The organism is Metabacillus sp. GQ13, assembly GCF_059758525.1.
Genome location: NZ_JCAXET010000033.1, coordinates 1 through 24,959, shown reverse-complemented (window position 1 = coordinate 24,959; position 24,959 = coordinate 1). Strand labels below are relative to the sequence as shown.

The following is a 24,959-nucleotide window of genomic DNA, read 5'->3' as shown; positions in this document are numbered from 1 at the left end:
ACTAAGGAGAGTTTTTTTTATAAAAAGCTAGTCTTGTGATTCAAGCAAACTTAGTGTGAATTCACCTACCTGACCTTTTTCATATAGGTTTGTAAATGACGTAGAATATTGTTGGATTGATCCTCTAAATTGCCAGTTATGTTCAGGGACTTTTACATCAAATGTCCCTTTGTATAGTAATGTCGTAACATCATGGTATTCCTCACTCGTCACGTTAAACTGAACAGTTAATTTATTTAGGCGATTGACCTTCTCTTTTTTGTAACTTGTCACTTGAATAGATCGATCATTTAAAAGAATCTCTTTTACCAAAAGATCATCTCCTTTATCTTGTACATAAAAAGCCGTGTCCGTATTGATTTGAGCTCATATGATGGCTAAATTCATGTCCCTTTCCTCCAAATAATAGCACTTGAACTACACTAGGGCAAATAACTTGTTTCGACCCTCTATTCTATTTTAAACAATGCATGGCTTCTTCCGCTTCATCCCATGTTACAGTGTAACCCTTTCCTTTCGAACAAAAAATTGATGAGGAAGAGTACTCAGGATCAGCATTTTTATTATATCCAATCCTCTCAATAACCGCTTCTTCGTTATGACAAGTATCATACCCAGCAAAGACTAAGTTTATTGTCCCCTTCCCCTGCGTAAATGAAGCTAATTGACTACTATAGTTCATAAATGTTGCAACAGGTACAACGCCCGTTATGATCGCTTTATCTGCATCTGTTTGTGGAGAATCATAACTTCCGTAAGCATGTTGAACATCTGATAACACTCGACCCATCTGATCTACATCTACTTTGATCTTAAATCGATAAAACGGTTCCAGTAACTGGTTTGATGCTTTTTCCAACCCTTGGCGTAAAGCTCGATAGGTAGCCTCTCGAAAATCACCACCAGATGTATGCTTATTATGGGCTCTTCCAGTCAGTAGGCAGACCTTACAATCTGTTAGAGCAAATCCTGTCAAGAGACCATGATGTTCCCTTTCAAACAAATGATGACGAATTAAGTTTTGGTTGCCAAACGTCATGTCATCAGCATGGCAATGATTATCGAAAGTTAACCCACTGTTCCTTTCACCTGGTTGTAACAATAGATGCACTTCAGCATAATGTCCTAACGGTTCAAAATGACCATATCCGGTTACCTCTGACGCAATCGTTTCTTTATAAATCACTTCTGGTTTTTCAAACTGTACGTCAATACTGAATCGCTCTTTTACCACTTGCACCAAGATTTCTAATTGGATTTCCCCCATGACATGGATATGTATCTCCTGTAAGCTTTCCTCCCAGATAACATTTAACGATGGGTCCTCTACTTCCAACCGCTTAAAATACTGTAAAACATCTTTTTTATGTAAACTCGAACTGAATGTCACGTTAGATCGTAAGGTTGGTGTAATATTATAGGTTGCTTTTTCTTTTAGATGTCCGATTCCATCACCTATAGACACAAACGATAAACCGATAACCGCAAAAATCTCACCTGCTTGTACTTGATCAACAGTTTTAAAGGTATTGCCGTTATATCGACGAATCTGGGCTATTTTTTCAGTGATTGTGTCTTCATTATCGCCATAGGTAATGGGGTCTCGAACTTTCAAGGTTCCACTCAAAGCTTTGATAAAAGTGATTCTTGCTCCCTTCTCATCATGGCGAATTTTATAAACACGACCGGAAAATGGTTCTTGAGTTGTGTAGTTGGTTAATGTTAATTGATCAACTAGTTCTAAAAAATGCTTTATTCCGAGATCATGAAGAGCAGATCCCGATAATAGTGGAAAAATGGTGTTGTTCGCAATCAGTGTTTGCAACGTTTTAAGAGATAGTTCATGTTCATAGCCGTTTTCAAAATAGGATTCTAACAATGATTCATCTCGTTCAGCGACAAACTCTACAATTTCTTCACTCATCACATTGTTTTTAAAGTCTGTTAGATCACAAACATCAACTGTTAAATTCCTTTTCACTTCATTGATTACTCGATTTACATCTGCTCCAACTCGGTCAGTTTTATTAACAAAGAAAAACGTTGGGATTTCATGTTTTCTTAAAAGTTCCCAAACTGTTTCGGTATGTCCTTCTATCCCTTCAACAGCACTAATAATGACAATTGCATAATCCATTATTTGTATCGCACGTTCCATTTCAGGAGAAAAATCGATGTGGCCAGGTGTGTCAATTAAGTAGTAGGTAGAATCCCGTATTGTAAACATGCCTTGATCGGAAAACACAGTGATCCCACGTTGTCTCTCGATATCATGACTATCTAGAAAGGCATCCTTATGGTCGACACGTCCTCTTTTATCGATGCTTTTGGTGTGATAAAGTAGTTGTTCTGAAAAAGTTGTTTTACCTGCATCGACATGAGCTAATATCCCTATCGTCTTATTCATGTTTTAGCCCCTCTATTATCTTTCTATAAATAATCTATGATCTTTCTAGTTATTATAGCAAATCTACTATATATAATTGAACACTTTAAACCGATCCATAAGCAGCAATTATTTCATGATTATAACACTAATTTGTAGGGTATTCCCTTAAAAGTGATTATGATAGATTTATTAGGTAAGCGTTTACAAACGGTTTTATTGGAGGTGAAAATAATCTTTCTCTATCCTGTAATCAAGTCTATTCGTTTTAAAGAAGACTAGGTTATATGGGAATTGGTGAATTAAGTACATATATTAATAGGAGGCTAAACCATTGAATCTAGTATTTAAACGAAATGGTGTATTGTTACTTATGCTCGTTTTATTAACCAGTCTCATTTTGCCGATGACTACCTCTGCAGCTCCTGAGACTAAACATCAAGGGAAAGGTAATGGAAAAAGTAGTAATATTCAGTCCTATGTGAGTGATATGCAACCTGGTTGGAACTTAGGAAATACCTTTGATGCAACAGGCGATGATGAAACATCTTGGGGTAACCCGCGTGTGACCAAAGAATTGATCAACGGGATTGCTGACCAAGGGTACAAAAGTATTCGAATTCCGATTACATGGGATCAAAGAATCGGTGTAGGACCTGACTATAAAATTGATCCAGCATTTATGAATCGAGTGCAAGAAGTGGTTGATTGGTCTTTAGATGCAGGTCTATATGTCATGATTAATATCCATCATGATTCCTGGATATGGGTAAATCAAATGGGATCTGATCATGACGAAGTTTTAGCTCGATATGAATCGGCATGGACACAGATCGCAAACCGCTTCAAAAATCATCCAAATAAGCTAATGTTCGAGAGTGTGAATGAGCCTAGGTTTACCGATGGTTGGGGTGATGTCTCAGAAGATCACTTTGAGATGCTAAATGAACTGAATACTTCTTTTCACAAGATTGTTCGAGACTCTGGGGCTAAAAATGTTAAACGACCGCTTGTCCTGCCAACATTAGAAACAGCTTCCTCACAAGAAAATCTTGATGATCTATACAAAACAATAGTTAGTTTAAATGACCCGAACCTAATTGCAACCGTTCACTACTACGGATATTGGCCGTTTAGTGTGAATGTAGCAGGCTTTACTAAATTTAACGAAGAGACAAAGAATGATATTATCAACACTTTCGATCGAGTTCATCATTCGTTTGTCGCAAAAGGGATTCCAGTTATCCTTGGGGAATATGGTCTACTTGGGTTTGATAAAAATACGGAAACGATTGAACAAGGTGAGAAATTAAAATTCTTTGAGTTCTTGAATTATTATGTACAAGAAAAAGAGATCACACATATGTTATGGGACAATGGCCAGCATTTCAATCGTCAAACATATCAATGGGCAGACCCAGATCTATACAATTTATTGAATACAAGTTTAAAGCAGAGATCAGCTACTGCTGAAACAGATCTTATCTTTCTGAAAAAAGATGCTGATGTTGAGGATATCTCAATTAAACTTAATCTAAATAATAATCGTCTAACCGGGATTAAGGCTGATCATAAAAAGTTGCATAAGAAAAAAGACTATGAGCTAAACGGTGATGTATTAACACTCAATGCCACTCTACTAAAAAAGCTGACTTCTTCGGGTACTCTTGGTCAGAATGGTGAATTGATCGCTGAATTTAATAAAGGTGTTGATTGGAGATTTGATGTTATTCTCTATGACACGCCAACATTGGAAAGTGTTAATGGAACAACTGATTCCTATGCTATTCCGACTGAATTTAATGGAGATCGTCTAGCTACAATGGAAGCTGTTTATGCTGATGATGGAAGCAATGCAGGCCCGCAAAACTGGACTTCATTTAAGGAATTTGCTTATGCATTCACACCTTCTTACGATACAAATGAAATGAAACTACTACCTGCCTTCTTTAATGAGGTGCGTGATGGGGAAGTCCTTTTGAAATTTCATTTTTGGAGTGGTGAAGTGGTTACCTATAAAATAACTAAAACAGGCTCAATCATTAGCGGTGTAGCTTTGTAAATCATTTCTTACTAGTCAGCTAAAACAATGGCTGACTGGTTTTTTTGTCTAATCCCTCTACACTTATGATGAGCTTACTTATGAATTTCGATTTTCATCACAAAAAGAGCCCGCTATTTCCGCGAACTCCTACACGTTTAAAACCATTCTAACTGTTTTTAAGATATGCCCATTAAAGTTTTCATCGAATTCAGAGACAATCTCAAACCCCTTTGCCTGATAAAAGGATAGTCCAGTTTTATTTTCTTTTTCAACATCTATAAAAACCTTTTTTGTATTTTCAAGATGATCAATACCCTTTTTAAGTAATGCTGTGCCTAATCCTTTTCCTTGATACTCAGGATATAAATAGATCGCTGACAGTTCCGTTTCTCCATCTTCATTAAGCCGCGAAAAATTCGCAAACCCAACAAGATCACCATTTACTTCTGAAACAACCAGGCAAGAATTCTCCAATCGTTTGTTCATCATCTCGTCATTATAAGCCATTTGTAAGAAGCTATCTTGAATTTCTAGTGGTATGATTCCTTCGTATGTTTCATTCCAACTTGTTTTTGCGATGTTCTGAACGTGGCTTATATCTTCCTTTTGCATGTTACGAATCTTGAGTTTAATTATCCTCACCCCCAGTTTGATAAGGAAAGCACATTAAAATAACGCTCAATCTACTTTCTGGCCGTTCCTTCTAGCAAATTGGTAAAAATCTCGATCTTCCATTTCAACATCTCTGCTTTAACTTGACCTAGTAATTGGCCTTCTCGACTTTTCCGTATTTTTTTCAATATTAATAGTAAGATAACCAACAGCTAACATTCCCATCGTGCCCATTATAATAGCAATCATTTCTGGAACTGTATTTTTGTAGTTAATTAACACTGATATTGAACTAATGCCCACTACTAAGAGAAATAGCCAATTTGAGTACCTTGAAAAGAACTTATTCATTAGACTTCTCTCCTTGATAGGTAATTTATTTTTCTCTATTCTCATCGTTCCAGTCTCTTTGTTTCAGCTTTAGCTGATCATTTACTTCAGGATGTTCTTCAAGGTCTTATCAAGAGTGTTAAAGGTAAAGTTGTAACCTTCACGTTCTAATCGTTCTGGAAGGACCCAGCGGCTTTTCAAGACCAATTCTGTTTCAGTGCGGAGCATTACTGAACCGATCTCAAGCATCCATTTAGGTGCAGGCAGGCCGATGGGTCTATTCATTACCGAGCGAATTTGTTTCATGAGTTCTCGATTACTAACAGGTTGAGGAGCTGAACAATTAAAGACGCCGCTAAGTTCTTCTCTATCTCTTAAGAAAAGAACGATCTGAAATAGATCTTCAACATGGATCCAACTGAATTTCTGGTTGCCTGATCCGTGCACACCACCAAGTCCAAACATCACTAAGTTTCGGTAAGGTGTTATCACACCTCCACCTTTACCTAATACGATGGCAATCCGCAAAGCAATTTGTCTTGTATTCGGCAATTTAAAAGAAAAGAAGGTTTCCTCCCAAGTTGTTGCAACATCTACGGAGAATCCTGAACCAATCTCTCCATTTTCTTCTGTCATAGGACGATCTTCCGCATGTCGATAAATGGTTGCAGTACTAGAGTTCATCCAAACAATAGGTGGTTTTTTACAGGCTAAGATGGATTCTCCCAGAATCTTAGTTGTTCTTGTTCTGGAGTTCATGATTTTTTGTTTGTTTGCTTCATTATACCGACAATTTACAGATTTCCCAGCAAGATTAATAAGCAGTTCTGCTTCTTCTAATGCCGCTATAATAGCTGTTTTATCATCCCAAGAAATATGATGCGTTTGTCTTGAGATGATTTTCACTTTATATCCAAGGTTAACAAAATGATTTTCAAAATATGTACCGATAAAACCCGTTCCTCCTGCTAAAACCACTTTCTTTTTCAACCTTGTGACCCCCATTTGTTTTCCGAATATGTCATTCTAGCAAATTGCCTAACGAGACGATGGCTCGAGATAAAAAGGCGACTAGTTTAGTAAATTCTTTTCAAGAATGACTTTTAATTTTCATTATGTATCAATATAAGTACTATTGACATCGAAACCAAATTTCATATTCAAATTAGCCTAATTCGCCATTTATTCTTTGTTTTTGTTTAGATTACCTTATAACGATGTTCTTTTAAATAGTGATGCTGTTTTTCCATTAGTTTGTAACAACACCATCATTTCGATATTGAGGATCCATTCCACCTAGCAAGCTCTAAAATGTACCTTTATCAATTTCATAGCCAATTTTGTATCTAACTTTTTTGTGTCCTGAAATGCAATGTTAATGGGCAATTTAGTTTTATTGTTTAGGAATATTAGGAGAATCACCAAAAATACTAGTATGCAGTGTAGCCCAAAATTCTTCTATAAATCTATCAGGACTTGAAGTGAAATGAACATATACTAAGTTCAAAGATCTCTTCTCTTCAACCTTTCTTCAGTTTCTATTTATTGGTTTACACCTTTACGGAATTACTGAGAGTTTAAGTAGTCGGCTTTCTCGCAATCTCTAATTAATTTTACCATAACTATCTCACAAAATTTGGGAAAAGTAGGTATTTTTTAATAGAATCGCCAATTTATTGAATATACGATTAATAAGTGGAAAACTGGGAACCATATTGTTGGGCATTGAATCGGTGCTCTTTAGGTTCCTAACTACATTCAGATAAAGGGGTGTTGTACAATGGCTAGAAATAAATTATTAGTGCCAGGTGCAGAAAATGCTCTAACTTCCATGAAACAGGAAATTGCGAATGAATTAGGGGTTGAACTAGGTGCCGATACGACCGCTCGTGCGAATGGTTCTGTTGGGGGAGAAATGACAAAGCGCTTAATTGCGATGGGTGAAAGCCAACTTCAGAATCAACAGCAATAGTTTTAGCTAGGAACCTCTAAACGGAGGTTCCTAGCTAAAAATTAAGAAAGCATATTCCTTTGTGGGATCAAAAAGAATCGCTCTCTTTTATTCATTCCATCCTTCCGAATGGGTCTCTATGTGTTCATACAACGGCCTTTGTTTCCTTGCTTTCTCGCTTTACAAGTGATTTATTCTCCCATGCTCTGCTCTTCCAACGTATACAGAGGATTAATCCACGTATCCACTCATCTAGAATAAAGGCTACCCATATTCCAATCAATCCATATCCGAAATAGATGCCTAATAAATAAGTCATTGGAACACTGAAACACCAGATGACGATAATTGATACCGACATCGTAAAACGTGCATCTCCTGCTGCTTGCAGTGACTTTTCGATAAGAATATTAAAGTTTCTCCCTGGTTCTAGTAGGAAACCCAATACTAAAAGCATAGAACCTAGTGAGATAATTTCAGGATCATTGGTAAATAAGCTTAATAATGGCCCTCTAAATAGACAAATAATCGAGACAGCACAAATCGTAATTAACATACTGCGTTTTAGATTAAGAAAGGTTTGTTTATAGGCTTCATCGTTTTCGCCAGCTCCAATTAAATGGCCAACGATAATTTGTACACCTCTTCCTAAAGAGATAGCAAGGATCATTATAAAAAACATGATGTTTTGTGTATAAATTCTTGTCGATAACATCTCGGCACCGAGTGAAACGATAAAAGCTGTTGTGACAATTTGATTGGCTGAATAAGACAAATTTGAGGCTGAGGCAGGAATTCCAATTTTTAATATTTTCGAAACATGATCTTGCTTCCACCTTAATAGATTCTTCAAATGAAGTTGAACGTTTACTCGTTTCGTTAGGACTAGTAAATTCGCTACAAGTCCTATGCAAATGCTAATAACTGTCGAAATCGCCACACCAGTAACACCTAGCTTAGGGAATCCGAATGCACCATATATCAGCAGATAATTACCAATAATATGGATGATGTTTATTCCTATTGCTACAAACATCGTATCCCTCGTATACCCGTGGGATTGAATGATTGCAGTAACTGTCACCATCATCGCTTGGATAAATAATGAGCCACCAGCAATAACAAGATACGTTTTTGCAAGAGTAAATAGAGATTCATCAAGGTCAAACATCATTAAAAGGTGATCACTAAAAAAAATCATGATCAAACTAATGAACAAACCGAATAACAAATTAAGTGAAATCGATGTAGCTACAAGTTTTCCAATTTCATCGTGCTTTTTCGCTCCTAGATACTGGGTAATCACTACTGCTGAACCGACTGCAACGAAATTAAACAATAAAAAGGCAAACATAATGATTTGATTAGCAACACCTACAGCTGCTACAGCCGAATCAGATACCCTGCTTAACATGAATGTATCTGCCGTTCGGAGAAACATTTGTAATGCAGATTCGATAAATATGGGCCAGGTGATGGCAAATAAAGAAAGGTTGATCGTGCTAGTTTTGTCCCCCACAAAAAGACCCCTTCAGGTTTTTAATTGATTACATAAGAGTTGAGTAAACTTATCGTTTAGCAAGTTATACTATAAGCTGTTTTGATTTTTTCTAAGCCGTATTGTACAACCTCTAATGCTCCTTTTTCTCGATAATCTTGAACAAAAAGCTCTAGTGATAAATATTCATGATAGCCTGTTTGTTCAAGCAACTTTGCGAATTCCTTTGTATTCGAAATACCATCTCCGGGAAATACACGTTCATTGTCATGAATGTCTTCTCTTTTAGGATAACGTGGATAATCGTTTACATGAACAATTCCAATATTTCTGCTTGTTAGATCACGTAAATGATTCAAATCACTTCCGCCTATATACATATGAAACGGATCCAATAATATTCTCGTATCATCTACACCGCTCTCCTTTGCTACAAAGATAGCTTCACTCAGTTTAGATAAATTCTTGGCTCTCCCCCAGAATTCTAGGTATGGTTCGATCCCAATCTTACGTGCAATTCCTGTCAGTTCAGCAAAATTTTTAGCTATTACTTTAAGTGGTACTCCTTCAACATGACCAAAAGGTGGAGCTGCGACAGCTTTGCAGCCTAATTCTGCAAGGAGATGCATTTCTCTTTTTGCTTGTTCAAATCCAAGTGTACGTGTTGACTCATCTCGATCTGTCCATTTAAAAAAGGCAATCGCATTAACAAGAGTGATACCAGAATCATCGATATGGTCTTTTAAGTCTTTTATTGTTCCGCCACTTTGTAAATAGACAATAATATCATTTACCCATAATTCAATCCCCTGATAGTCTGCCTTTGAGGCTACATCTATCTGCTCTTTTACATTTAAATTGAATGGAAGAAGTGTCGAGGTATTTAATGCAGTTTTAAATGGAAACAAGTCGAATTCTCCTCTACGATTAGTTTGTTAATATTCTATTTGAAACTTTACTAGATCACTTTTGTAAATACTGCAGCTTATTAAAGAGTATTCGATTTTGAGGATACATCGTATCTGCCTCACTAGCAGGATGAAACTCTTTATAACGTGGATTACTAAATTTTTTGCGATAACTAGTGGCAGTCATTCCCTTACTAGTTTTAAATACTCGACTGAAGTAATTTTCATCTAAAAAACCAACCTTGTATGCGATTTGTTTGATCGTCCAATCCTCATATAATAAGAGCTGACAAGCCTTTTCTATTCTTTGTTGAATAATTGTTTCTCTTGGTGTCCGACCCATATGCTGCGTGAATAGCCTTGAAAAATGTTCATGTGTCCATCCCACACTTTGTGCCAATTGCTCAATAGACAAAGGATTATTCAGATTATTCTCAATGTAATCTAATGCTTTTAGGATCTGTGGAGGAATTCGGTCTGTATGTGCAACTAATGGCTCATCAACAATTTGACCATTAAGTTCTTCTAATAGGGATAAAAGCAAAGAACTTCCTCGTTGTTGGATACGATCTGGTATTGAATAAGCGATATGAAGAATTTGCTTCATCATCAAGACGTACAAATCTTCAACATTTGGTATATAGGAGGGTCCATTCTTCTTAAGAATATCTTGTAAGGGTTCCCATTCTATTTCACTATCAAAGTAAAAATGAATAAATAAATGTCGACACGGTTTTTTCGGATCATAATAATAGGTATGAGATTCATTGGGACGACTTAATATGAAGCAAGGTTCCTTAAGATTATAGGCTGTATCCTCTACTTGGTAAACGGTATTTGAGCCATCTGGAAAGTACAATAATTCATATTCTCTTAGTTTTCGTGGCCCAAGCCCTGTTCCCGGCTTCATTGTTACATCTCCCGCAATACGGATCGTTGGCAGGATTGTGAAGGCTTCTTTGTCAGTACTGAAAGGTTCACGAGCGTCTATCATTGGAAGCCCCCTATCTGGCTTAATTAAGTAGAGAGAACCAAAGCCGTCTTTATTATAGGGACGGCTTCTTCTAGCTACTTTTTTATTATACTACCCTTTTTGGAAAACCCTATTGCGTATAAACTCAAGCCTTCTAAACTGAAACAATATATTCAAGTCAACTCAAGTACCAATTCGATGATCGATAGGAATAGATTCTGTTCATTAAATCATTTTTTGTAAACTGTTATAGCTAATTTCAATACTTTCAAATGGGGGTCTTCGGCAAAGGTCTTGTTCAACAACTAGCCATTTTGTTCCGATTTCTTCTGCTACCTTAAAAATATCTTGAAAATGAAGGATCCCTTCACCTATTTCAGCAAAAAACTGTTCTTCGCCAGGTTCCATGTCTTTTATGTGAAGCAAAGGACAGCGATTCGTTAATTTCCGGAGATATTCTACTGGATCCTCACCAGCACGCTGTACCCAATAAGTGTCTAGTTCCAGTTGCACTAAATTTGGATCTGTCTCATTGAGTAAGATATCGAGTGCATACTCATTGTCAAACTTCTTGAATTCCCAATTATGATTATGATACAAAAACTGAATGCCTCTTTCACGACATTTCTCGCCAATTTGATTAAACAGTGAAGCTGATTCAAGGACTTCTTGTTTTGACCCGAATTTCGACGAATGAGTAATGTACGATCCACCGACAATATGTAAATAGTCAATCAGTGAGTTAAGGTCAGTGGTCAATGTCGATAAATCAGCGTGAGAGCCAATAACTTGTAAACCTAAATCATCTAGGTGTTCTTTTAAGCGATTTGTTGTCATCGTAGTAGGTGGACCTAATTCAATCCCTTTATAGCCTATTTCTGCAACTTTTTGTAATGAACCAAGATAATCATCAGCTAATTGTTCACGAATTGTATAAGGTTGTAATCCAATTGGGAATTTCATGTAAACACTTCCTTTGTTTGTTTTTATTCTGATAACGATACTTGTCATTTCTATCAATTTATCTATAAAAAATAGATTGTTAATCTAACACTGGCACATTAAAAAAACTCTTTTTATCAATCTAGCTGATAATATTTCAAACCCAAAGGTAATGGAGCTGGTTGTTCGCACTCCGCTGTTATTGTGATGTGCTGTTCTGTGTTTGAAGAATCAAATACACCAAGCATTACATCAAGGACATGGGCAGCCAATTGTCCAGATGCCCGATGTGGTCTGCCAGATAAAACCGCATAAGCCATATCTGCTATACCTAGTCCACGGCAATCTTCTGTAAAGTCATGGGAGTACGGCATCTCCTTGATTTGCCCGTTTCTTTGCTTCAATTGAATCGGGCCACCGAAAAAGTTCGGGTCATTGGCAATAAGGATTCCTTCTGTTCCATAGATTTCAAATCTAGGAGTATATCCATAGCTTTCCTTAGCTGCATGAAGGCTTGCGATAACACCATTATGGAAGTCAAATGAAGCGGAAACATTCATTGGAGCTTTTACCTTTACCGAGTCACCAAACCGAGGTGATTTAGGATTTTTCACAGTTACTTGATGATTAAGTTGTTGTGTGGACCCAGTCACACGACGAATTGGACCAAATAATGATACCAATGCTGTGATGTAATATGGGCACATATCAAACATTGGATCTCCGCCTAATTGGAGAAAGTTTTCGAAGTTCGGATGCATTCCATCAGATGCATTGCCCATTAAAATTAAACCAGTTGCAGCATATGGTGTACCAATCCATCCATCATCAATAAGTTTACGACAGGTTTGTAGTCCTCCACCAAGAAAGGTATCAGGTGCACAACCAACAAGTAGACCTTTTTCTTTAGCTAAAGATAGGACTTGATTGGCATCCTCACGTGTGAGAGCAAATGGTTTTTCTGTATAGACATGTTTACCGTTTTGAAGCGCTTTCAAATTTACCTCAGCATGAGCAATAGGTGCGGTTAGATTTAAAACCATGTCTATCTCTGGATCAGATAGTAACTCTTCAACGGTATAAACCTTTGGGATGTTATATTCCTCTGCCCGCTTTATTGCGAGTTCGTTTACTAAGTCTGCACATGCGTAAACCTCCAATACGTCATTGAAAGTTTCGATGCAATTTTTTAAGTAAATGGCGCTTATTTGTCCACAACCAATTAAACCAATTTTTACTTTTCTCAACATGTATCACCTTTTTCTATAAATAGTTTTAAATTTTCCTATACGTATAATTTAAGCAAATTCCACTTAAATAACAATGGAGAAGACAATAGATAAACTGGATTTATTTGATATTTTCGTTATTTTGTAGTCAACTTACTTTCGGTTCTGTAATTCCATATGAATTCAGCTATTAAAAGATAAGAAACTCACATGTTTGATAACTGACACTTTGGATGAAAATATTTTACAAAAAATTTTTGTAGGAAATCCTAATTGCAAAAAGGAAAGCAAATGTTCAGGTTGCTTTCCTTTTTGTTATTTATTGATCATAAATGGGCTTGGTTAATGTCCACAACTCTTTTAAATTTCTTTCTGCTACCGCATGGTCATGGATCATTTCTACCTATTCTATTTCTTATTTGCATATTTATGATAATTGCTTTCTCAGGAAGTATTGGTTGAAATGTTATCCGCTCTCGTGCTCTTAATTCTGTTGGAATATAGCCTTTGAGAACCAAAGGTAATATGACTGTCTGTAGTATTATGATGCTTAGCTTTTTTACATACCTTTTGCTCTCGAATTTACTTATAGAACAAACGAAAATAGAATAAGGAGACATCCTGAATGCAAATTTATTTATTGGAAATGATACAAACAATATTCGTAAACTTAAAGGGAAAAACGATGAATGGTGTTATTGAAGGTGACTGTGTTCCACATTTATTTAACTAATCGATTATTATAAAAATGGAATGGTTCCATTTGAAAGGTTTGTGAAATTCTATCAATTTGAAGAAATGGATTAGGTATTTCAAGGATTGGTAAAAAGGCGTTACTGTTAGGCAGATTTTGAAAATCGGTTAATATTTATATTTAGTCACTCTTCTTTCATAAAGTATTTTAGAATAGTATTTATTTTGTCTAACCCCGTATATTTTGTCAATTAAAGAAAATAATATTATCTTTAAATATTTATATACTCCAATATTTATCAAATTAGACTTTTGTAAAAACCTATTCTCATTTCGCCATAATACCTTTCTGTGAAAACTAAGAACAAGGATATTTTTTTCTTACAGTAAATCCAACTTTTTAATGATATGGGCATCATTAAAAGTTGTTTAATATGAACCATAAGTGAAGATAAGGAGAATGAAGATGAATTTTAAGAATATAACGGTCGCAGGTAGTGTATTGAAAACGGAGTATATCGAAAAAGGAAAACTAGGAACAGCCACAGGAGAAGGTTTCTATACATATCTTAATCCAAATTACATGAAACCTGACTTTTTAAACAGTAAATAATTATATTAATGAATTTCTAGTGAATAAAATATGTGACATATCTATCTTTAATAATAGAAGGACGCCATGTGAAAATGGAAATGGTGTACCCCCTACTATTTGTTCAACAGTAAAAAAAATCCGTTAACGAATTCATATTATTTTGTGTAAAGATAACCACTGCTTAAATCCTTTAACGCCAACATTATACTCTAGACTTTCCTATAATGAGTGTAATTCTTTGCTCGAATCCCTCTAATGGTATTTCATTTTCTAAGGTAATATGATGAAGATAAACTTCTTTATAATAAAGAAGTTATCCCATATCTCTTCGAATTTTCTATTGAAAGCTATAGCTTCAAATCTAAGTAGTTTTCATACGATTGTCATATTACTTCCATTTTGGTTCCTATATTGATTATATCATTGTAGACGATCATACCTATTTGGTAACAAGATGTTATAGTTCTAATGGATTAATGATGCTCTTAAATTATTTATCCCATTTTCTAAATAGCCCTTTAAACAGGTTAACATATATACCCAACCTTCTTTTTGTCCAATTAATTTGTTTTCTATATCAGGATCATCTTCAATGAAGCCTGATTCGTTTACCTCAATATGTGTACGAGTATGATCCAGTTCTTTTAGTGAAATTGTAACAACAGTTTCTTGACCGAATTCCCCCCATGAGAAAACGATTTTCTTATTTTCCTCGACTTCCAAAACATTGATATTTACTTCTGCGTTGTATTCGACATACTTCAATGTGATCATTTTGCCTTGTTCCCATCTCTCAGAACTCGATGAGAACCAATAATTCCCGATTTTCACGGGGTCTACAATTGCTTCAAACACCTCATTGGCTGGCTTGTGTAGTTTAAATTTTGTATTTACTTGAGTAGACATAAAAAAATCAACTCTCTTTCTGAATATTTTATCTTTCATTTTATCTTTCAATTATACTGGCTCTTCCTTAAATGAAAATCCCTTTTGCTGTAAGAACGATAATACTACTATATCCTTTATACTGTTGATTAGAAACCCTTAGTGATTTTGGATTGGAATAAATGGCCTTTTGATGGTAGGAAACTAAAAATACACAACATTAGGGATAATATCATCATGACGATAACACCTATAATTACAACAGTTTGAATGGATGTGATTTCTCCTGCAACACCCATAATACTAGTTACCGTTATCACTAAAAATGCTTGAATTAGATTGTAGACGCTACCTATTCGTCCCATTATATCAATAGGTATATTGTTCTGATAAAAAGTAAGAAATCCTGTATTAGCGTAAGCGATAAAAAAGGCAAGGATAAAGAAACCCACTGCAGCAATGAAAAACGAACTTGAAAAAGCATATATCATATAACCTGTGGAGACGAGTATAGATCCCAGACCAATTAATGCTTGGATTTCAATTTTTTTTACGATTAAGGAATTAATGAACGCCCCTAATACAATACCTGCTCCAGCAATCGTGACCAAAAATCCATATTCACTGTCTGACAAAGATAACACTTCCTTAGAGAAAGCTACTTCAAGTGAATCTACGGCACTCGTCATTATCATCATCACACAGCTAAACAAAAAGTAAATTAACATAATATAACGACATCTTCGACTAAATTCAGCTACCACATAAAAGTCTTTTTTTATTATTTCCATTGATAATCGATTACTTACTGATGATACAATTGTTTGTTTTTCCAGGTCAGGCATGACTAACGTAATTATTCCTGAAATGAATAACGCTACTGCATTTATATAGATTGCCAATATTGATGAACCAATTAAAAACAATAATCCGGCAACTGCTGGACCTAATAAAAAGGCACCTGAGGTAACTAGACTATGTAGGGAATTAAATTGTTTTCTTTGTTCGATAGGAATTAATTTTGTAATATAAATCATTGATGTCGGACCAAACATTGAACTTGCCATATTTATGATAAAGACAATTAAATAAATGAGATAAATCGATGAAAAGAAAGGTATTACAGCTATAAACAGGGCTCTGAATAGATCAAGAAAAACCATTAGATTTCGTTTGTTTATACGGTCAATCAAGCTTCCTGCCCAAAGGCTTGTACATAAAGTAGCCAAGGGTTTGATGATATAAAGACCAGATACCGCTAGAGGCGATTCAGTGATATCAAAAACGATTAAATTAAGGGAGATGAAATAAATCCATTCACCTATATTTGAGACCCCAATTCCAAGCAATAAAATAGATGAATATTTCCAAGAAGTAAATTTTTCCAATAAAATCATCAACTTATTCCCCCAATCAAATATACCGTTTAAAAGTTGAGATACTGATAAATATCTAACAAAAAAATCTCGTCCCCAAGACTCTATGATAAATAAAGTCTTGGGGACGAGATTTTTTAATCGTGGTGCCACCCCATTTTATTAATATGTCGCCATATTAATCTTATCAGGTACAATAATCCTATACCTTAGCTCTATACCGGGAGCTCCCGTCACACCATCTCCTAAAAGGTTCCAATATGATACTCAGAGGCTTGGTTCAATAAATCAGCCTTACCCCTTTCCACCATACGGAGCTCTCTAGAAAGACATGATCTTATTTACTCTTCTCTTCAACGCATTTGATATTATTTATATATTACAAAAGGTTACATTTTATGTAAATAGAAATAATAGTATAGAAAGAGATATTTTAAGTTTTAATGAAATATATTGACAAACTATATAATATACGTATGGTTCCTTCACCATCAAGTGTATAAAATTAAAAATAAGCTGAATTAGTAAATTAGATAAGCTTAAGTAAAGTAAAAGACGCTAATAAAATATTTATATTAGCGTCAGTAGTAATTTTTTTATAATTTTATTTATTAAATTTTTCAAATGAAAGACGATACCCATCTATTAAATCAGATAATTTTTTTCGAAGGTTGATGAGCCATTCTGGATATTCTTGCGATTCTTCAACGTCAACAGCGCGTATCAATATTGCAAAAGAAACTAATTTGTGCAATCTCTCGAACCATAAAGCTTCACTGAGGATGTCTATATCTAAGGTAGTTTCACTTTTATATCCTTCAATGAATTTTTTTATAATAGGTAATTCAATATGAAAATTTCCTACATCTCTAAGTGCATAGACAATATCGGCTACATACCAATAGACGGAAGAATCATCAAAATCAAGTATTCCAATCGTGTTGTTTTTAAATACTACATTATCAAGTTCAAAATCATAATGAATGATCCCAAAGTTTTCTTTTGAAACACTTAATCCATTAGCCCACCTTAAAATTCGTTCTAATTCTTTGTATGCCGTCTTTTCGTGAGGAGGAATCAATTCTTTTACTTTAATAAGACGGTCATTCCAACTTGGGCGATTATTCCGATAATCTTCAGGCAAGTTTTTAAGACTCTCATGTAATTTACCTAAAGATTTCCCCCATATATATGTCTGTTCATTGGTGATTTCTTCGACTTCATAATGCTTTCCTTCAAGTGCTTCGAATACGACTGCATAAAACGTTCCTAGATCGGTTTCAACAACCTCTATATACTTCTCATTTAATGATTTTACAGGCATGGCTACGTTTAAGGAGTCATTACCTAAGTACTGAACAATGTTTAGTTCGGCTTCTATTGACTGAAGTTCTCTTTCGTACGAATCATTAAATCGTAAATAATATGTTTGACCATCTTTTTTGAAGATAAATATAAAATTTGCGCTTGCACGTAAACAAAATACGGAACCTTCATCATATCCCCAATTATTAAGAATTTTTTCCGCCAACGGACTTCTCCAGCCGCTGTCAACAGTTTCGAATACTTTTTGCATGATACTGAGTTTCATCATAATAAACATCCCTCATTTTTTCTTATTGGATTTTTATTGAACTGTCTTTGTTTTACTTTTAGTATTTTGAAGTTCTAGTAACTGTTTATTGTAACTATCGAGACGACCTTGGCATATTGCTTTTGACTTTTCAGTCTGGTTCTTTTTTTGGACAATCACTATATTATTTACAATTAGTACTTAGTCGTTTATATCCTCGAAACTCTGGTTAAGAATTTCTTCATATCCCCAAAGTTGCGATTCTCTTACCCTTGGTGTGGCGATAAATTATCCATTTGAATGATGGAAAATAAAATCGACACTGGTTTTAGTGTGTTTTCCTTTACCATTAGCGCTACTTATTGTTTTTTTAAAGTGACTGTAAATCCATTAGTTTGCCTCCTGTTAAAAGTTGAAGGAACTGTTGGGGATTAAAACTTATATGAGCTCATTTGTTTAAATTCATACAAAAAACCACAGGTTTATATAAAATAACCCTGTGGTTCAAATGTTTAATTCAAAGCAAATAATGCCCATCCTTTTTGCCTAGGTCTCTAATCATAATGTTAAAGCTATTTCCTAATAATTTAAACCGTATGAGTGAGAGGCAATAATTTCATTCCCAAGGTTAACTTCTTTAATTTTTTTGAATTGCATAATCTCACTCCTTTCCATATATTTAGGTAAATTTTACCTTTTTATCATAATGATGTCAACTTATTTTTTTAAATAAAGGTCTAGGATTCCTCTTCATTCTTATATTCATTATTATCTGTAACAAGTGAATAGACAATAATCAAATTGCACAGCTTTCATTTGTCGTTTCATATGCTTTTTCCCATTTGCAAACCCCGAAACTAAATAATATTAACCACTTTCGTATGACCCTAGAAGTAACTTCTATTTTATCTGAGGAATAACTTGGATTTTATTGCTTTGTTTTAACTTTGCGTTCGGTTTTAAATGCTTGTCTCACTAATAATCCTGGAAATATGTATAATACGTTTGCTAAGCTATAATAGATACAGGAGGTGTGATGTATGGAACTACGTCAATTAACCTATTTTCTCGAAGTGGCAAAATATAAAAGCATGACAAAAGCAGCTGAATCACTTCATATCTCACAGCCTGCTTTAAGTAAAATGATCAAAGGTCTTGAGGAAGAACTAGACATGACGCTGATTATCCGCTCAAATAAGACAAGTGAGTTAACAGATGGTGGAGTAATTGTAGTAGAATATGCGCAACGAATATTAGCCCAGGTAAATGATATGACGACAACGTTAAATGATTTGACGAATTTAAAAAAGGGATCAATCAGCATCGGGTTACCACCTATTATCGGAAGTCTATACTTCCCGACTATCATTGCTGAATTTCATAAAAACCATCCGAATATTTCACTTAATATTACGGAATACGGTGCTGCAAAAGTTGTAAAGGGTGTCGAAGAAGGTGAGTTTGAATTGGGAGTTGCTGTTCTTCCTGTTGATGAAGATGTCTTTAATATTTATCCGATTGTCGAGGATGAAATGAAATTATTGATTCATCATGAGCACCCACTTGCGAACCGGGATCTCATTTATTTGCATGAATTAAAAGATGAAGAATTTATCTTCTATCACGAGGATTTCGCACTTCATGATATTATGTGGAAGAATTTTATTAGGGAAGGATTTGAACCTAAAATTTTGTTTAAAAGCTCCCAATGGGATTTCATGTCTGAAATGGTTGGAGCGAATTTAGGTGTTACGATCTTACCCGAATCAATATGCAATCGGGTTGAGAACAAAAAGGTACGAATCATCCAACTAAAGCCGATGACACCGTGGAATCTTGCCCTGATTTCAAAAAAGAAGAAATACATTTCCTATGCTGGAAGAACATTTATTGACTTTTTCAGGTAGTATTGTGGTTTGTTTTTCGATTTGAATCACAGTTAATCTCTTTAATTGCTTATTTAAGGATACATATCCTATTGTTCGTTTCGTTTCAAAATCCAATATAATAGTATAATTATTACGTTATTACTTTTAAAGTAATACAGAAGTAAAATGAATCTTTAATTAGTAAGCCCATTATAACCATAAGTTATATACCAGATGAATTATATGTATTATACGAATGATCAATAGCATAGTAAGATGTTCTTTATCAATCAATATAATTGGTTTTTAAGGAGCAAAGATGCTCCTTCCTAAAAAGGAAGGTTTTTATTATGAAAATAGCTACTATCTTATTTCAAATACTATTCATTCATTTATTTTTATTAATAGGTGCAGGTATAAAAGCGATTATTCCAATGCCAATTCCAGCTTCGATGATAGGACTATTGTTTCTTTTAGTCGCGTTATTTTTAAAGATTGTCAAACTGGAATGGGTCGAGAAAGGTGGAAACTGGCTGCTAGCTGAATTACTCCTATTCTTTATCCCATCTGCGGTTGGAATCGTCAATTATGATGAAATATTGAGTTGGCAAGGCCTTCTAATCGTCCTATTAATTGGTGTTAGCACATTTCTCGTTATGGCAACGACTGCTTATACAGCAGATTTCATGCATAAACGAAAAGGAAGTGCATCAAATTGACGATCTTTTTGACGACACTTGTTACGTTTATTATTTACAAGCTTACAAAATTCGGCTATAAAAAATGGTCATTTTCGTTGCTACATCCTTTATTAATTTGTCCGATTGTTATTATTGTTTTAATTAGTCTGTTTCATGTTCCGGCAGATGATTATATCAATGCATCAAGGGTCATTACACATTTGTTAGGTCCAGCAACTGTAGCTTTTGCCATCCCGATTTATAAGCATTTTTATTTAGTGAAAAAGTATATTGGAAACATCTTAGTTAGTATTACAATGGGTTCATTCGTTGCAATTATCTCTTCGTTGGTATTATCCTTGGTATTTAAAATAAACCCTGATTTTATAATTAGTATTTTACCAAGATCAATAACGACCCCGATAGCCATTGAAGTGTCAAAGGATATCGGAGGATTGCCAACGTTGACAACGGTATTTGTGATTCTTACTGGAATAATTGGTGGAATAATGGGTCCTTTTGAGATTAAGTGGTTATCTATTAAGTCACCAATTGCAAAAGGATTAGCTTTAGGTATGAGTGCTCATGGAGTAGGAACAAATAAAGCAATGGAATACGGCGAGCAGGAAGGTACGTTCTCCACTCTTGCGATGATCTTTGCAGCATGGATTACGATGGCTTGGGGGAGTTTGCTTATTCCTACTTTGATGAATATCGCGCATATTTGATAAAATGTCTTTTGAATAGATCGTTAAAAAAACGAGAAAACCGCAGGATACCCTACGGTTTTCTTATTATCTTATGGTTTTCCTCCTATACTAAAGCATCCGTTTGTTGAACAAGATTACTTGGCAATTCGTCTAAGATAAGGGTCTATATAGTTGCGGTTTGCCTCTGTTAAACCTCCAGGCAATTCATTAATATTAAAATACCCTACATCAATAGACTCGGTTTTATCAATTTCAATGGTTCCTTTCGATTCATATGTTAAATAAACAGCAGTTACTGAATATAATTCGTCACCATTTTGCAACTTTAAATAATATTCTGAACCTGAGAAAACGTCTAGTAATACCAATTCTCCAATTTCAAGACCTGTTTCTTCTTTAACTTCTCTTCTAGCAGTATCTTCTAAACTTTCGCCTAATTCCATTAGACCTCCAGGTAACCCCCAACCTCCATCATTTCTGTGTTGTAATAACAATTCATTATCTTCATTTACAACTAAGACAACTGAACCTGTTAGTATTAATGGTCTTATGACCCACTAGTTTTCTTAATTCCAGCACGTAATTCATTTAATCCCCCCTAAGTATATTTTTAAATATACTTAATGTTATAACTGTATTTTTACCGTAGAATAAATTCGACAAAAATAAGCGTTAATCCTTCTTTGATTAAGCATCCGTTACTACAAATAAAGGGTTTTATTCATGATTTACTTTGAATTTTTGATAAAGTAACAAGCCAAATTCCTCTTTTTCAAATTCTATATATTAAGTCCTTTAAACACTTTCCCAAATTAAATAACTGGTATAGAAACAAAGAAACAAAAGAAACGGCTTTCGTTTTTGAATGCCGTTTTGAATTATTACTTTCCATAAACATCTATATGAAACAATGTCATGAATTAACAACTAAGTGTTTTCTACGATAGACACTTAACACTATTCCAATAAGAAGAGAGTTTAAGACAGTTGGAGTAAGCCCGTAGCTAACAAAAGGCAGTGACATCGATATCATCGGTAAAAAGCCAAGGATCATCCCAACGTTGTATACAAATTGAATGGAGAGTAATGAACATACTCCTAATATCAGTTGTTTACCGAATCGATCTTTTATTTTAGTTGAAACAACCATTAATCTAAATAAAAGTGATAATAGTAGAGTGAATAGGAATCCAGATAATATCCACCCATAAAAATAAGTGATGTTAGCAAAAGCCAAATCTGTTGTCATTTCTGCAATATACCTCGGTTGCTCTTGATTTCCAAACCATCCACCTCTTGATATTAAATCCTTTATCATAACGTACATATAACCTGCACCTTGTGAGTAATCACTGGGAGTTAGACATGCAAAGTACCCTTCTTGTTGATATTCTGCCCTAAACAAAAAGAAATAGACAAGTATAATATTTAGACCTAAAAAAACTCCAATAGATGTATAGGTAGCCTTCTTACTAATGAAACTACAAAACTATAAAGTTAACACCAATATGGAATAAATAAATACATCGGTATAACTTGGCAAGCACATAAACAAGAACACCGAAAGGAAGTAAACACCTAATACTACGAACAGTTTCGGTTTCTCCTTAGACAAAGAGAAAGCCCAAAATACTAGAAATAGAGGTAAAAGTGAACTTCCACTAATAGTAAAGCCAAATTGTGATGGTTGCTATTATGACAATGACACCAGTACATATGGCGCATCATGGACATGGATTAAGAGAAATTGGTCTTGTAATTGGCTTTCAGATAGGTTCAATGTATCTTCCTTCGCTTGTCACGGGAATCCTAGTTGATAAAATAGGTAGAACTGCAATGTCTGTTGCTTCTGGAGTTATATTGCTCTTTGCAGGTGTAGTAGCTGCGATTGCACCAAGTGATTCTCTAATTCTCCTAATCATTGCTCTTTCTTTACTAGGATTAAGATGGAATTTTGGTTTGATAAGTGGGACTGCTCTAATTGTTGACTCAACAGAATCTTCAACGCGTGCGAAGACACAAGGTACAATGGATGTTTTTATTGCGTTATCAGGAGCTTCAGGTGAAGCCTTTTCTGGAATAATTGTAGCTAGTTCAAGTTATACCATATTATCATTTGCTGGTGGATTTTTGTCCTTATTGCTCATTCCAGTTGTGATATGGTTTCAAAGAGGTAAAAGTAAACACTGACCTCCGTAAAAGGACTGAGTTAATTATTTTTCTTTCTTGTTCAACGGGTGTGTTAGTGAAATTAGATATAAGTCGATTACAAGTATTAAGTGACCCCGTACAGTAGATCGGCTTTTTTAGATTAAAATTCTTAGCGTACAAAATTTCCGAAATATTTGCGTTACGCTATAAGGAAAAATAGATAACGCTTCAGAATTAGGGAAATCTCCAATCTTTTGTACCAATCCAATATGGTAAAGTTGCTGGATAAATATTCTAAAAAGATATTCAAAAGATAATATAAAAAATGAGAATCAATCAAGTCTCCTTTCCAAAGCTAGCTTATTTTTTAAGCTTATTTTAATTTTCAAATTCATATAGAGCAACATAAGTTCCAATTAGATTTATTAATACATCTAGGGGTTTAGTCTTTTTCATCACCTTAATGTGTCCAATCATAATATTCAGGGGTTTTTTCAGTGTTTGTTAAGTCAGTTGATAAAGTTTGCTACATGATTTGAACATTTGGGAAATAGAAAATGAAAAACTCCTACTTGGGTCCAGGTAAGCTCCATTCGAAAAACAAAGTCATAGTTCAATTGCTCGATCTCAAAATAGTCGACAAGCCATTGTCATTTCCGTATTGAAATCCCTCTATTTTTCCCTTTTCATTTGTAGAGAAGATAACTTCGCCTTCTACATTTGCAGTTTTTTCTTCATCCCCATTTCTCTGATAACCGACTTTTGCTATGAAGGTATAACGATTTGAAATTTTCTCGATTTGCTCAATTGTAATATTCTTAAGCCTTAACTCATATCCATTTTCGTAAGCAAAACTTGGGTATTGAGTACCAAATACAGCTAGGAAGGTATAGAGTTAAGAATCGGTAAAGTAAGGTCCGTGTGCTTCTGCTACATACTTATCTAACTCTTGGTTCTCTTCTTTATTATTCACAACAGTTCTATATGTTGGATTCAATAATAGCTCCATAAACTCCTCATCCGGACCAGTAAACTGATGCTTAAGAACTTTTTTAATTGTTGTCATATACTGGTCTTCCTCTACTGTTTGAGAGCAAGCAGCTATTAAAAACCCAGAAATTATCAACATTAGACTTAAAAAAATATGGGATTTGGTTTTGTCATTATTTTTTGACATTAATACACTCCCCTTTGCAAAGTTAATACGTCTGCAATGCTTAAAGATTCAGATTAATAGGGATTCCACTTCTACAACTACCTTGCCGTATAGTTGTAAAAGCTATATTGATACGTTCTTACCGAGCGATAACAGTTGACTCTGCCCTTCCACGATAAAGGGATCTCCAATTTCTTCACGTTGACCATACTAGTGAAAGACACAACATCACGTCCACCGCATTAATCCCTCATCATGGGTTACGCACATCTTTTGGACTTTGACTGACTTGTCTTGGGCACTAATCCCTTTATAAAGCCTTAGTATCAGATTTCTGTACGTCGAGCCAAAATTTTATTCCACGTTCCTCCAGCCCCTATCTCACGATAAGTGCCTTGC

General features: G+C 34.8%; 21 protein-coding genes, 2 pseudogenes and 1 other annotated feature. Of the genes and pseudogenes, 7 read left to right on the top strand and 16 right to left on the bottom strand.

All coding sequences use genetic code 11. The features are described from left to right. Window positions 1-27: 27 nt before the first annotated feature. Window positions 28-312, bottom strand: coding sequence for a DUF3219 family protein (locus AC6CHR_RS24440; RefSeq protein WP_498251774.1), 285 nt, complete (start codon window positions 310-312; stop codon window positions 28-30). Between the two features lie 142 nt (window positions 313-454). After that, entirely contained in the window at window positions 455-2,407 is a 1,953-nt protein-coding gene (locus tag AC6CHR_RS24435) for a GTP-binding protein (RefSeq protein ID WP_498251773.1), read from the bottom strand. 352 nt (window positions 2,408-2,759) lie between these two features. Here AC6CHR_RS24435 and AC6CHR_RS24430 point away from each other — a divergent pair, with 352 nt between their 5' ends. Next, on the top strand, window positions 2,760-4,448 hold the full coding sequence (locus AC6CHR_RS24430; RefSeq protein WP_498251779.1) for a cellulase family glycosylhydrolase: 1,689 nt from the start codon (window positions 2,760-2,762) through the stop codon (window positions 4,446-4,448). Between the two features lie 129 nt (window positions 4,449-4,577). Here the strand turns inward: AC6CHR_RS24430 and AC6CHR_RS24425 are convergent, their stop codons facing one another. The 3 genes from AC6CHR_RS24425 to AC6CHR_RS24415 all read right to left on the bottom strand — a co-directional run bounded on the left by AC6CHR_RS24425 (window position 4,578) and on the right by AC6CHR_RS24415 (window position 6,362). Continuing rightward, a complete protein-coding gene (locus AC6CHR_RS24425) occupies window positions 4,578-5,063 on the bottom strand; it encodes a GNAT family N-acetyltransferase (RefSeq protein WP_498251777.1) in 486 nt (161 codons plus the stop codon). Between the two features lie 117 nt (window positions 5,064-5,180). Further along, window positions 5,181-5,393, bottom strand: a complete 213-nt coding sequence (locus AC6CHR_RS24420; RefSeq protein ID WP_498251772.1) for a hypothetical protein — start codon at window positions 5,391-5,393, stop codon at window positions 5,181-5,183. Window positions 5,394-5,474: 81 nt separating this feature from the next. Beyond that, entirely contained in the window at window positions 5,475-6,362 is an 888-nt protein-coding gene (locus AC6CHR_RS24415; protein WP_498251771.1) for a TIGR01777 family oxidoreductase, read from the bottom strand. Between the two features lie 790 nt (window positions 6,363-7,152). Here AC6CHR_RS24415 and AC6CHR_RS24410 point away from each other — a divergent pair. Continuing rightward, window positions 7,153-7,344 carry an alpha/beta-type small acid-soluble spore protein gene (locus tag AC6CHR_RS24410; protein ID WP_498251770.1) on the top strand — a complete coding sequence of 64 codons (192 nt, stop codon included), beginning with the start codon at window positions 7,153-7,155 and terminating at the stop codon, window positions 7,342-7,344. Window positions 7,345-7,468: 124 nt separating this feature from the next. Here the strand turns inward: AC6CHR_RS24410 and AC6CHR_RS24405 are convergent, their stop codons facing one another. The 5 genes from AC6CHR_RS24405 to AC6CHR_RS24385 all read right to left on the bottom strand — a co-directional run bounded on the left by AC6CHR_RS24405 (window position 7,469) and on the right by AC6CHR_RS24385 (window position 12,894). Further along, window positions 7,469-8,842: an MATE family efflux transporter gene (locus tag AC6CHR_RS24405; RefSeq protein WP_498251769.1), complete on the bottom strand. Its 1,374-nt coding sequence runs from the start codon at window positions 8,840-8,842 to the stop codon at window positions 7,469-7,471. Window positions 8,843-8,898: 56 nt separating this feature from the next. Beyond that, entirely contained in the window at window positions 8,899-9,729 is an 831-nt protein-coding gene (locus AC6CHR_RS24400; protein WP_498251768.1) for a sugar phosphate isomerase/epimerase family protein, read from the bottom strand. A 55-nt stretch (window positions 9,730-9,784) separates the two neighbouring features. After that, the gene (locus AC6CHR_RS24395) at window positions 9,785-10,723 is read right to left on the bottom strand and encodes a helix-turn-helix domain-containing protein (protein ID WP_498251767.1); all 939 of its coding nucleotides are present in this window, start codon (window positions 10,721-10,723) and stop codon (window positions 9,785-9,787) included. Window positions 10,724-10,927: 204 nt separating this feature from the next. Next, window positions 10,928-11,665, bottom strand: coding sequence for a sugar phosphate isomerase/epimerase family protein (locus AC6CHR_RS24390; protein ID WP_498251766.1), 738 nt, complete (start codon window positions 11,663-11,665; stop codon window positions 10,928-10,930). 116 nt (window positions 11,666-11,781) lie between these two features. Then, entirely contained in the window at window positions 11,782-12,894 is a 1,113-nt protein-coding gene (locus tag AC6CHR_RS24385; protein ID WP_498251765.1) for a Gfo/Idh/MocA family protein, read from the bottom strand. A 1,171-nt stretch (window positions 12,895-14,065) separates the two neighbouring features. Between AC6CHR_RS24385 and AC6CHR_RS24380 the strand changes: the two are divergent. Next, a pseudogene (locus AC6CHR_RS24380) lies at window positions 14,066-14,179 on the top strand (3-hydroxyacyl-CoA dehydrogenase); the annotation flags it as partial. Between the two features lie 447 nt (window positions 14,180-14,626). Here the strand turns inward: AC6CHR_RS24380 and AC6CHR_RS24375 are convergent. From AC6CHR_RS24375 to AC6CHR_RS24365, 3 genes are all read right to left on the bottom strand, one after another. Continuing rightward, window positions 14,627-15,067 (bottom strand): SRPBCC family protein, encoded by a 441-nt coding sequence (locus AC6CHR_RS24375; RefSeq protein ID WP_498251776.1) that lies wholly within the window; start codon window positions 15,065-15,067, stop codon window positions 14,627-14,629. Window positions 15,068-15,195: 128 nt separating this feature from the next. Continuing rightward, on the bottom strand, window positions 15,196-16,443 hold the full coding sequence (locus AC6CHR_RS24370) for an MFS transporter (protein ID WP_498251764.1): 1,248 nt from the start codon (window positions 16,441-16,443) through the stop codon (window positions 15,196-15,198). Window positions 16,444-16,542: 99 nt separating this feature from the next. Further along, window positions 16,543-16,788 (bottom strand) — a binding site (T-box leader). 238 nt (window positions 16,789-17,026) lie between these two features. Next, window positions 17,027-17,998, bottom strand: coding sequence for a phosphotransferase enzyme family protein (locus tag AC6CHR_RS24365; protein WP_498251763.1), 972 nt, complete (start codon window positions 17,996-17,998; stop codon window positions 17,027-17,029). A gap of 1,037 nt (window positions 17,999-19,035) precedes the next feature. On the opposite strand from AC6CHR_RS24365, the gene AC6CHR_RS24360 reads away from it, so the two are divergent. The 3 genes from AC6CHR_RS24360 to AC6CHR_RS24350 all read left to right on the top strand — a co-directional run bounded on the left by AC6CHR_RS24360 (window position 19,036) and on the right by AC6CHR_RS24350 (window position 21,271). Continuing rightward, window positions 19,036-19,902, top strand: coding sequence for a LysR family transcriptional regulator (locus tag AC6CHR_RS24360; RefSeq protein ID WP_498251762.1), 867 nt, complete (start codon window positions 19,036-19,038; stop codon window positions 19,900-19,902). A gap of 311 nt (window positions 19,903-20,213) precedes the next feature. Beyond that, complete coding sequence (locus tag AC6CHR_RS24355) at window positions 20,214-20,582, top strand: CidA/LrgA family protein (protein WP_498251761.1); 369 nt, start codon at window positions 20,214-20,216, stop codon at window positions 20,580-20,582. Further along, entirely contained in the window at window positions 20,579-21,271 is a 693-nt protein-coding gene (locus AC6CHR_RS24350) for an LrgB family protein (RefSeq protein ID WP_498251760.1), read from the top strand. The genes AC6CHR_RS24355 and AC6CHR_RS24350 overlap by 4 nt, the downstream gene beginning before the upstream one ends. 116 nt (window positions 21,272-21,387) lie before the next feature. On the opposite strand, the gene AC6CHR_RS24345 is transcribed toward AC6CHR_RS24350, so the two are convergent. After that, window positions 21,388-21,747, bottom strand: a complete 360-nt coding sequence (locus tag AC6CHR_RS24345; RefSeq protein WP_498251758.1) for an NUDIX hydrolase — start codon at window positions 21,745-21,747, stop codon at window positions 21,388-21,390. Between the two features lie 419 nt (window positions 21,748-22,166). Continuing rightward, window positions 22,167-22,703 carry an FtsW/RodA/SpoVE family cell cycle protein gene (locus tag AC6CHR_RS24340; protein ID WP_498251775.1) on the bottom strand — a complete coding sequence of 179 codons (537 nt, stop codon included), beginning with the start codon at window positions 22,701-22,703 and terminating at the stop codon, window positions 22,167-22,169. 221 nt (window positions 22,704-22,924) lie between these two features. On the opposite strand from AC6CHR_RS24340, the pseudogene AC6CHR_RS24335 reads away from it, so the two are divergent. Next, window positions 22,925-23,443, top strand: a pseudogene (locus AC6CHR_RS24335) (MFS transporter); the annotation flags it as partial. Between the two features lie 856 nt (window positions 23,444-24,299). Here AC6CHR_RS24335 and AC6CHR_RS24330 read toward each other — a convergent pair. Then, the gene (locus AC6CHR_RS24330) at window positions 24,300-24,470 is read right to left on the bottom strand and encodes a hypothetical protein (protein ID WP_498251757.1); all 171 of its coding nucleotides are present in this window, start codon (window positions 24,468-24,470) and stop codon (window positions 24,300-24,302) included. Window positions 24,471-24,959: the final 489 nt, after the last annotated feature.

Excerpts from the sequence above, each read along its gene's own strand:
- AC6CHR_RS24435 (WP_498251773.1), bottom strand. The coding sequence starts at position 2,407 with ATGAATAAGACGATAGGGATATTAGCTCATGTCGATGCAGGTAAAACA.
- AC6CHR_RS24430 (WP_498251779.1), top strand. The coding sequence starts at position 2,760 with ATGCTCGTTTTATTAACCAGTCTCATTTTGCCGATGACTACCTCTGCA.
- AC6CHR_RS24420 (WP_498251772.1), bottom strand. The coding sequence starts at position 5,393 with ATGAATAAGTTCTTTTCAAGGTACTCAAATTGGCTATTTCTCTTAGTA.
- AC6CHR_RS24410 (WP_498251770.1), top strand. The coding sequence starts at position 7,153 with ATGGCTAGAAATAAATTATTAGTGCCAGGTGCAGAAAATGCTCTAACT.
- AC6CHR_RS24395 (WP_498251767.1), bottom strand. The coding sequence starts at position 10,723 with ATGATAGACGCTCGTGAACCTTTCAGTACTGACAAAGAAGCCTTCACA.
- AC6CHR_RS24390 (WP_498251766.1), bottom strand. The coding sequence starts at position 11,665 with ATGAAATTCCCAATTGGATTACAACCTTATACAATTCGTGAACAATTA.
- AC6CHR_RS24385 (WP_498251765.1), bottom strand. The coding sequence starts at position 12,894 with ATGTTGAGAAAAGTAAAAATTGGTTTAATTGGTTGTGGACAAATAAGC.
- AC6CHR_RS24375 (WP_498251776.1), bottom strand. The coding sequence starts at position 15,067 with ATGTCTACTCAAGTAAATACAAAATTTAAACTACACAAGCCAGCCAAT.
- AC6CHR_RS24370 (WP_498251764.1), bottom strand. The coding sequence starts at position 16,443 with ATGATTTTATTGGAAAAATTTACTTCTTGGAAATATTCATCTATTTTA.
- AC6CHR_RS24365 (WP_498251763.1), bottom strand. The coding sequence starts at position 17,998 with ATGCAAAAAGTATTCGAAACTGTTGACAGCGGCTGGAGAAGTCCGTTG.
- AC6CHR_RS24360 (WP_498251762.1), top strand. The coding sequence starts at position 19,036 with ATGGAACTACGTCAATTAACCTATTTTCTCGAAGTGGCAAAATATAAA.
- AC6CHR_RS24355 (WP_498251761.1), top strand. The coding sequence starts at position 20,214 with ATGAAAATAGCTACTATCTTATTTCAAATACTATTCATTCATTTATTT.
- AC6CHR_RS24330 (WP_498251757.1), bottom strand. The coding sequence starts at position 24,470 with ATGACAACAATTAAAAAAGTTCTTAAGCATCAGTTTACTGGTCCGGAT.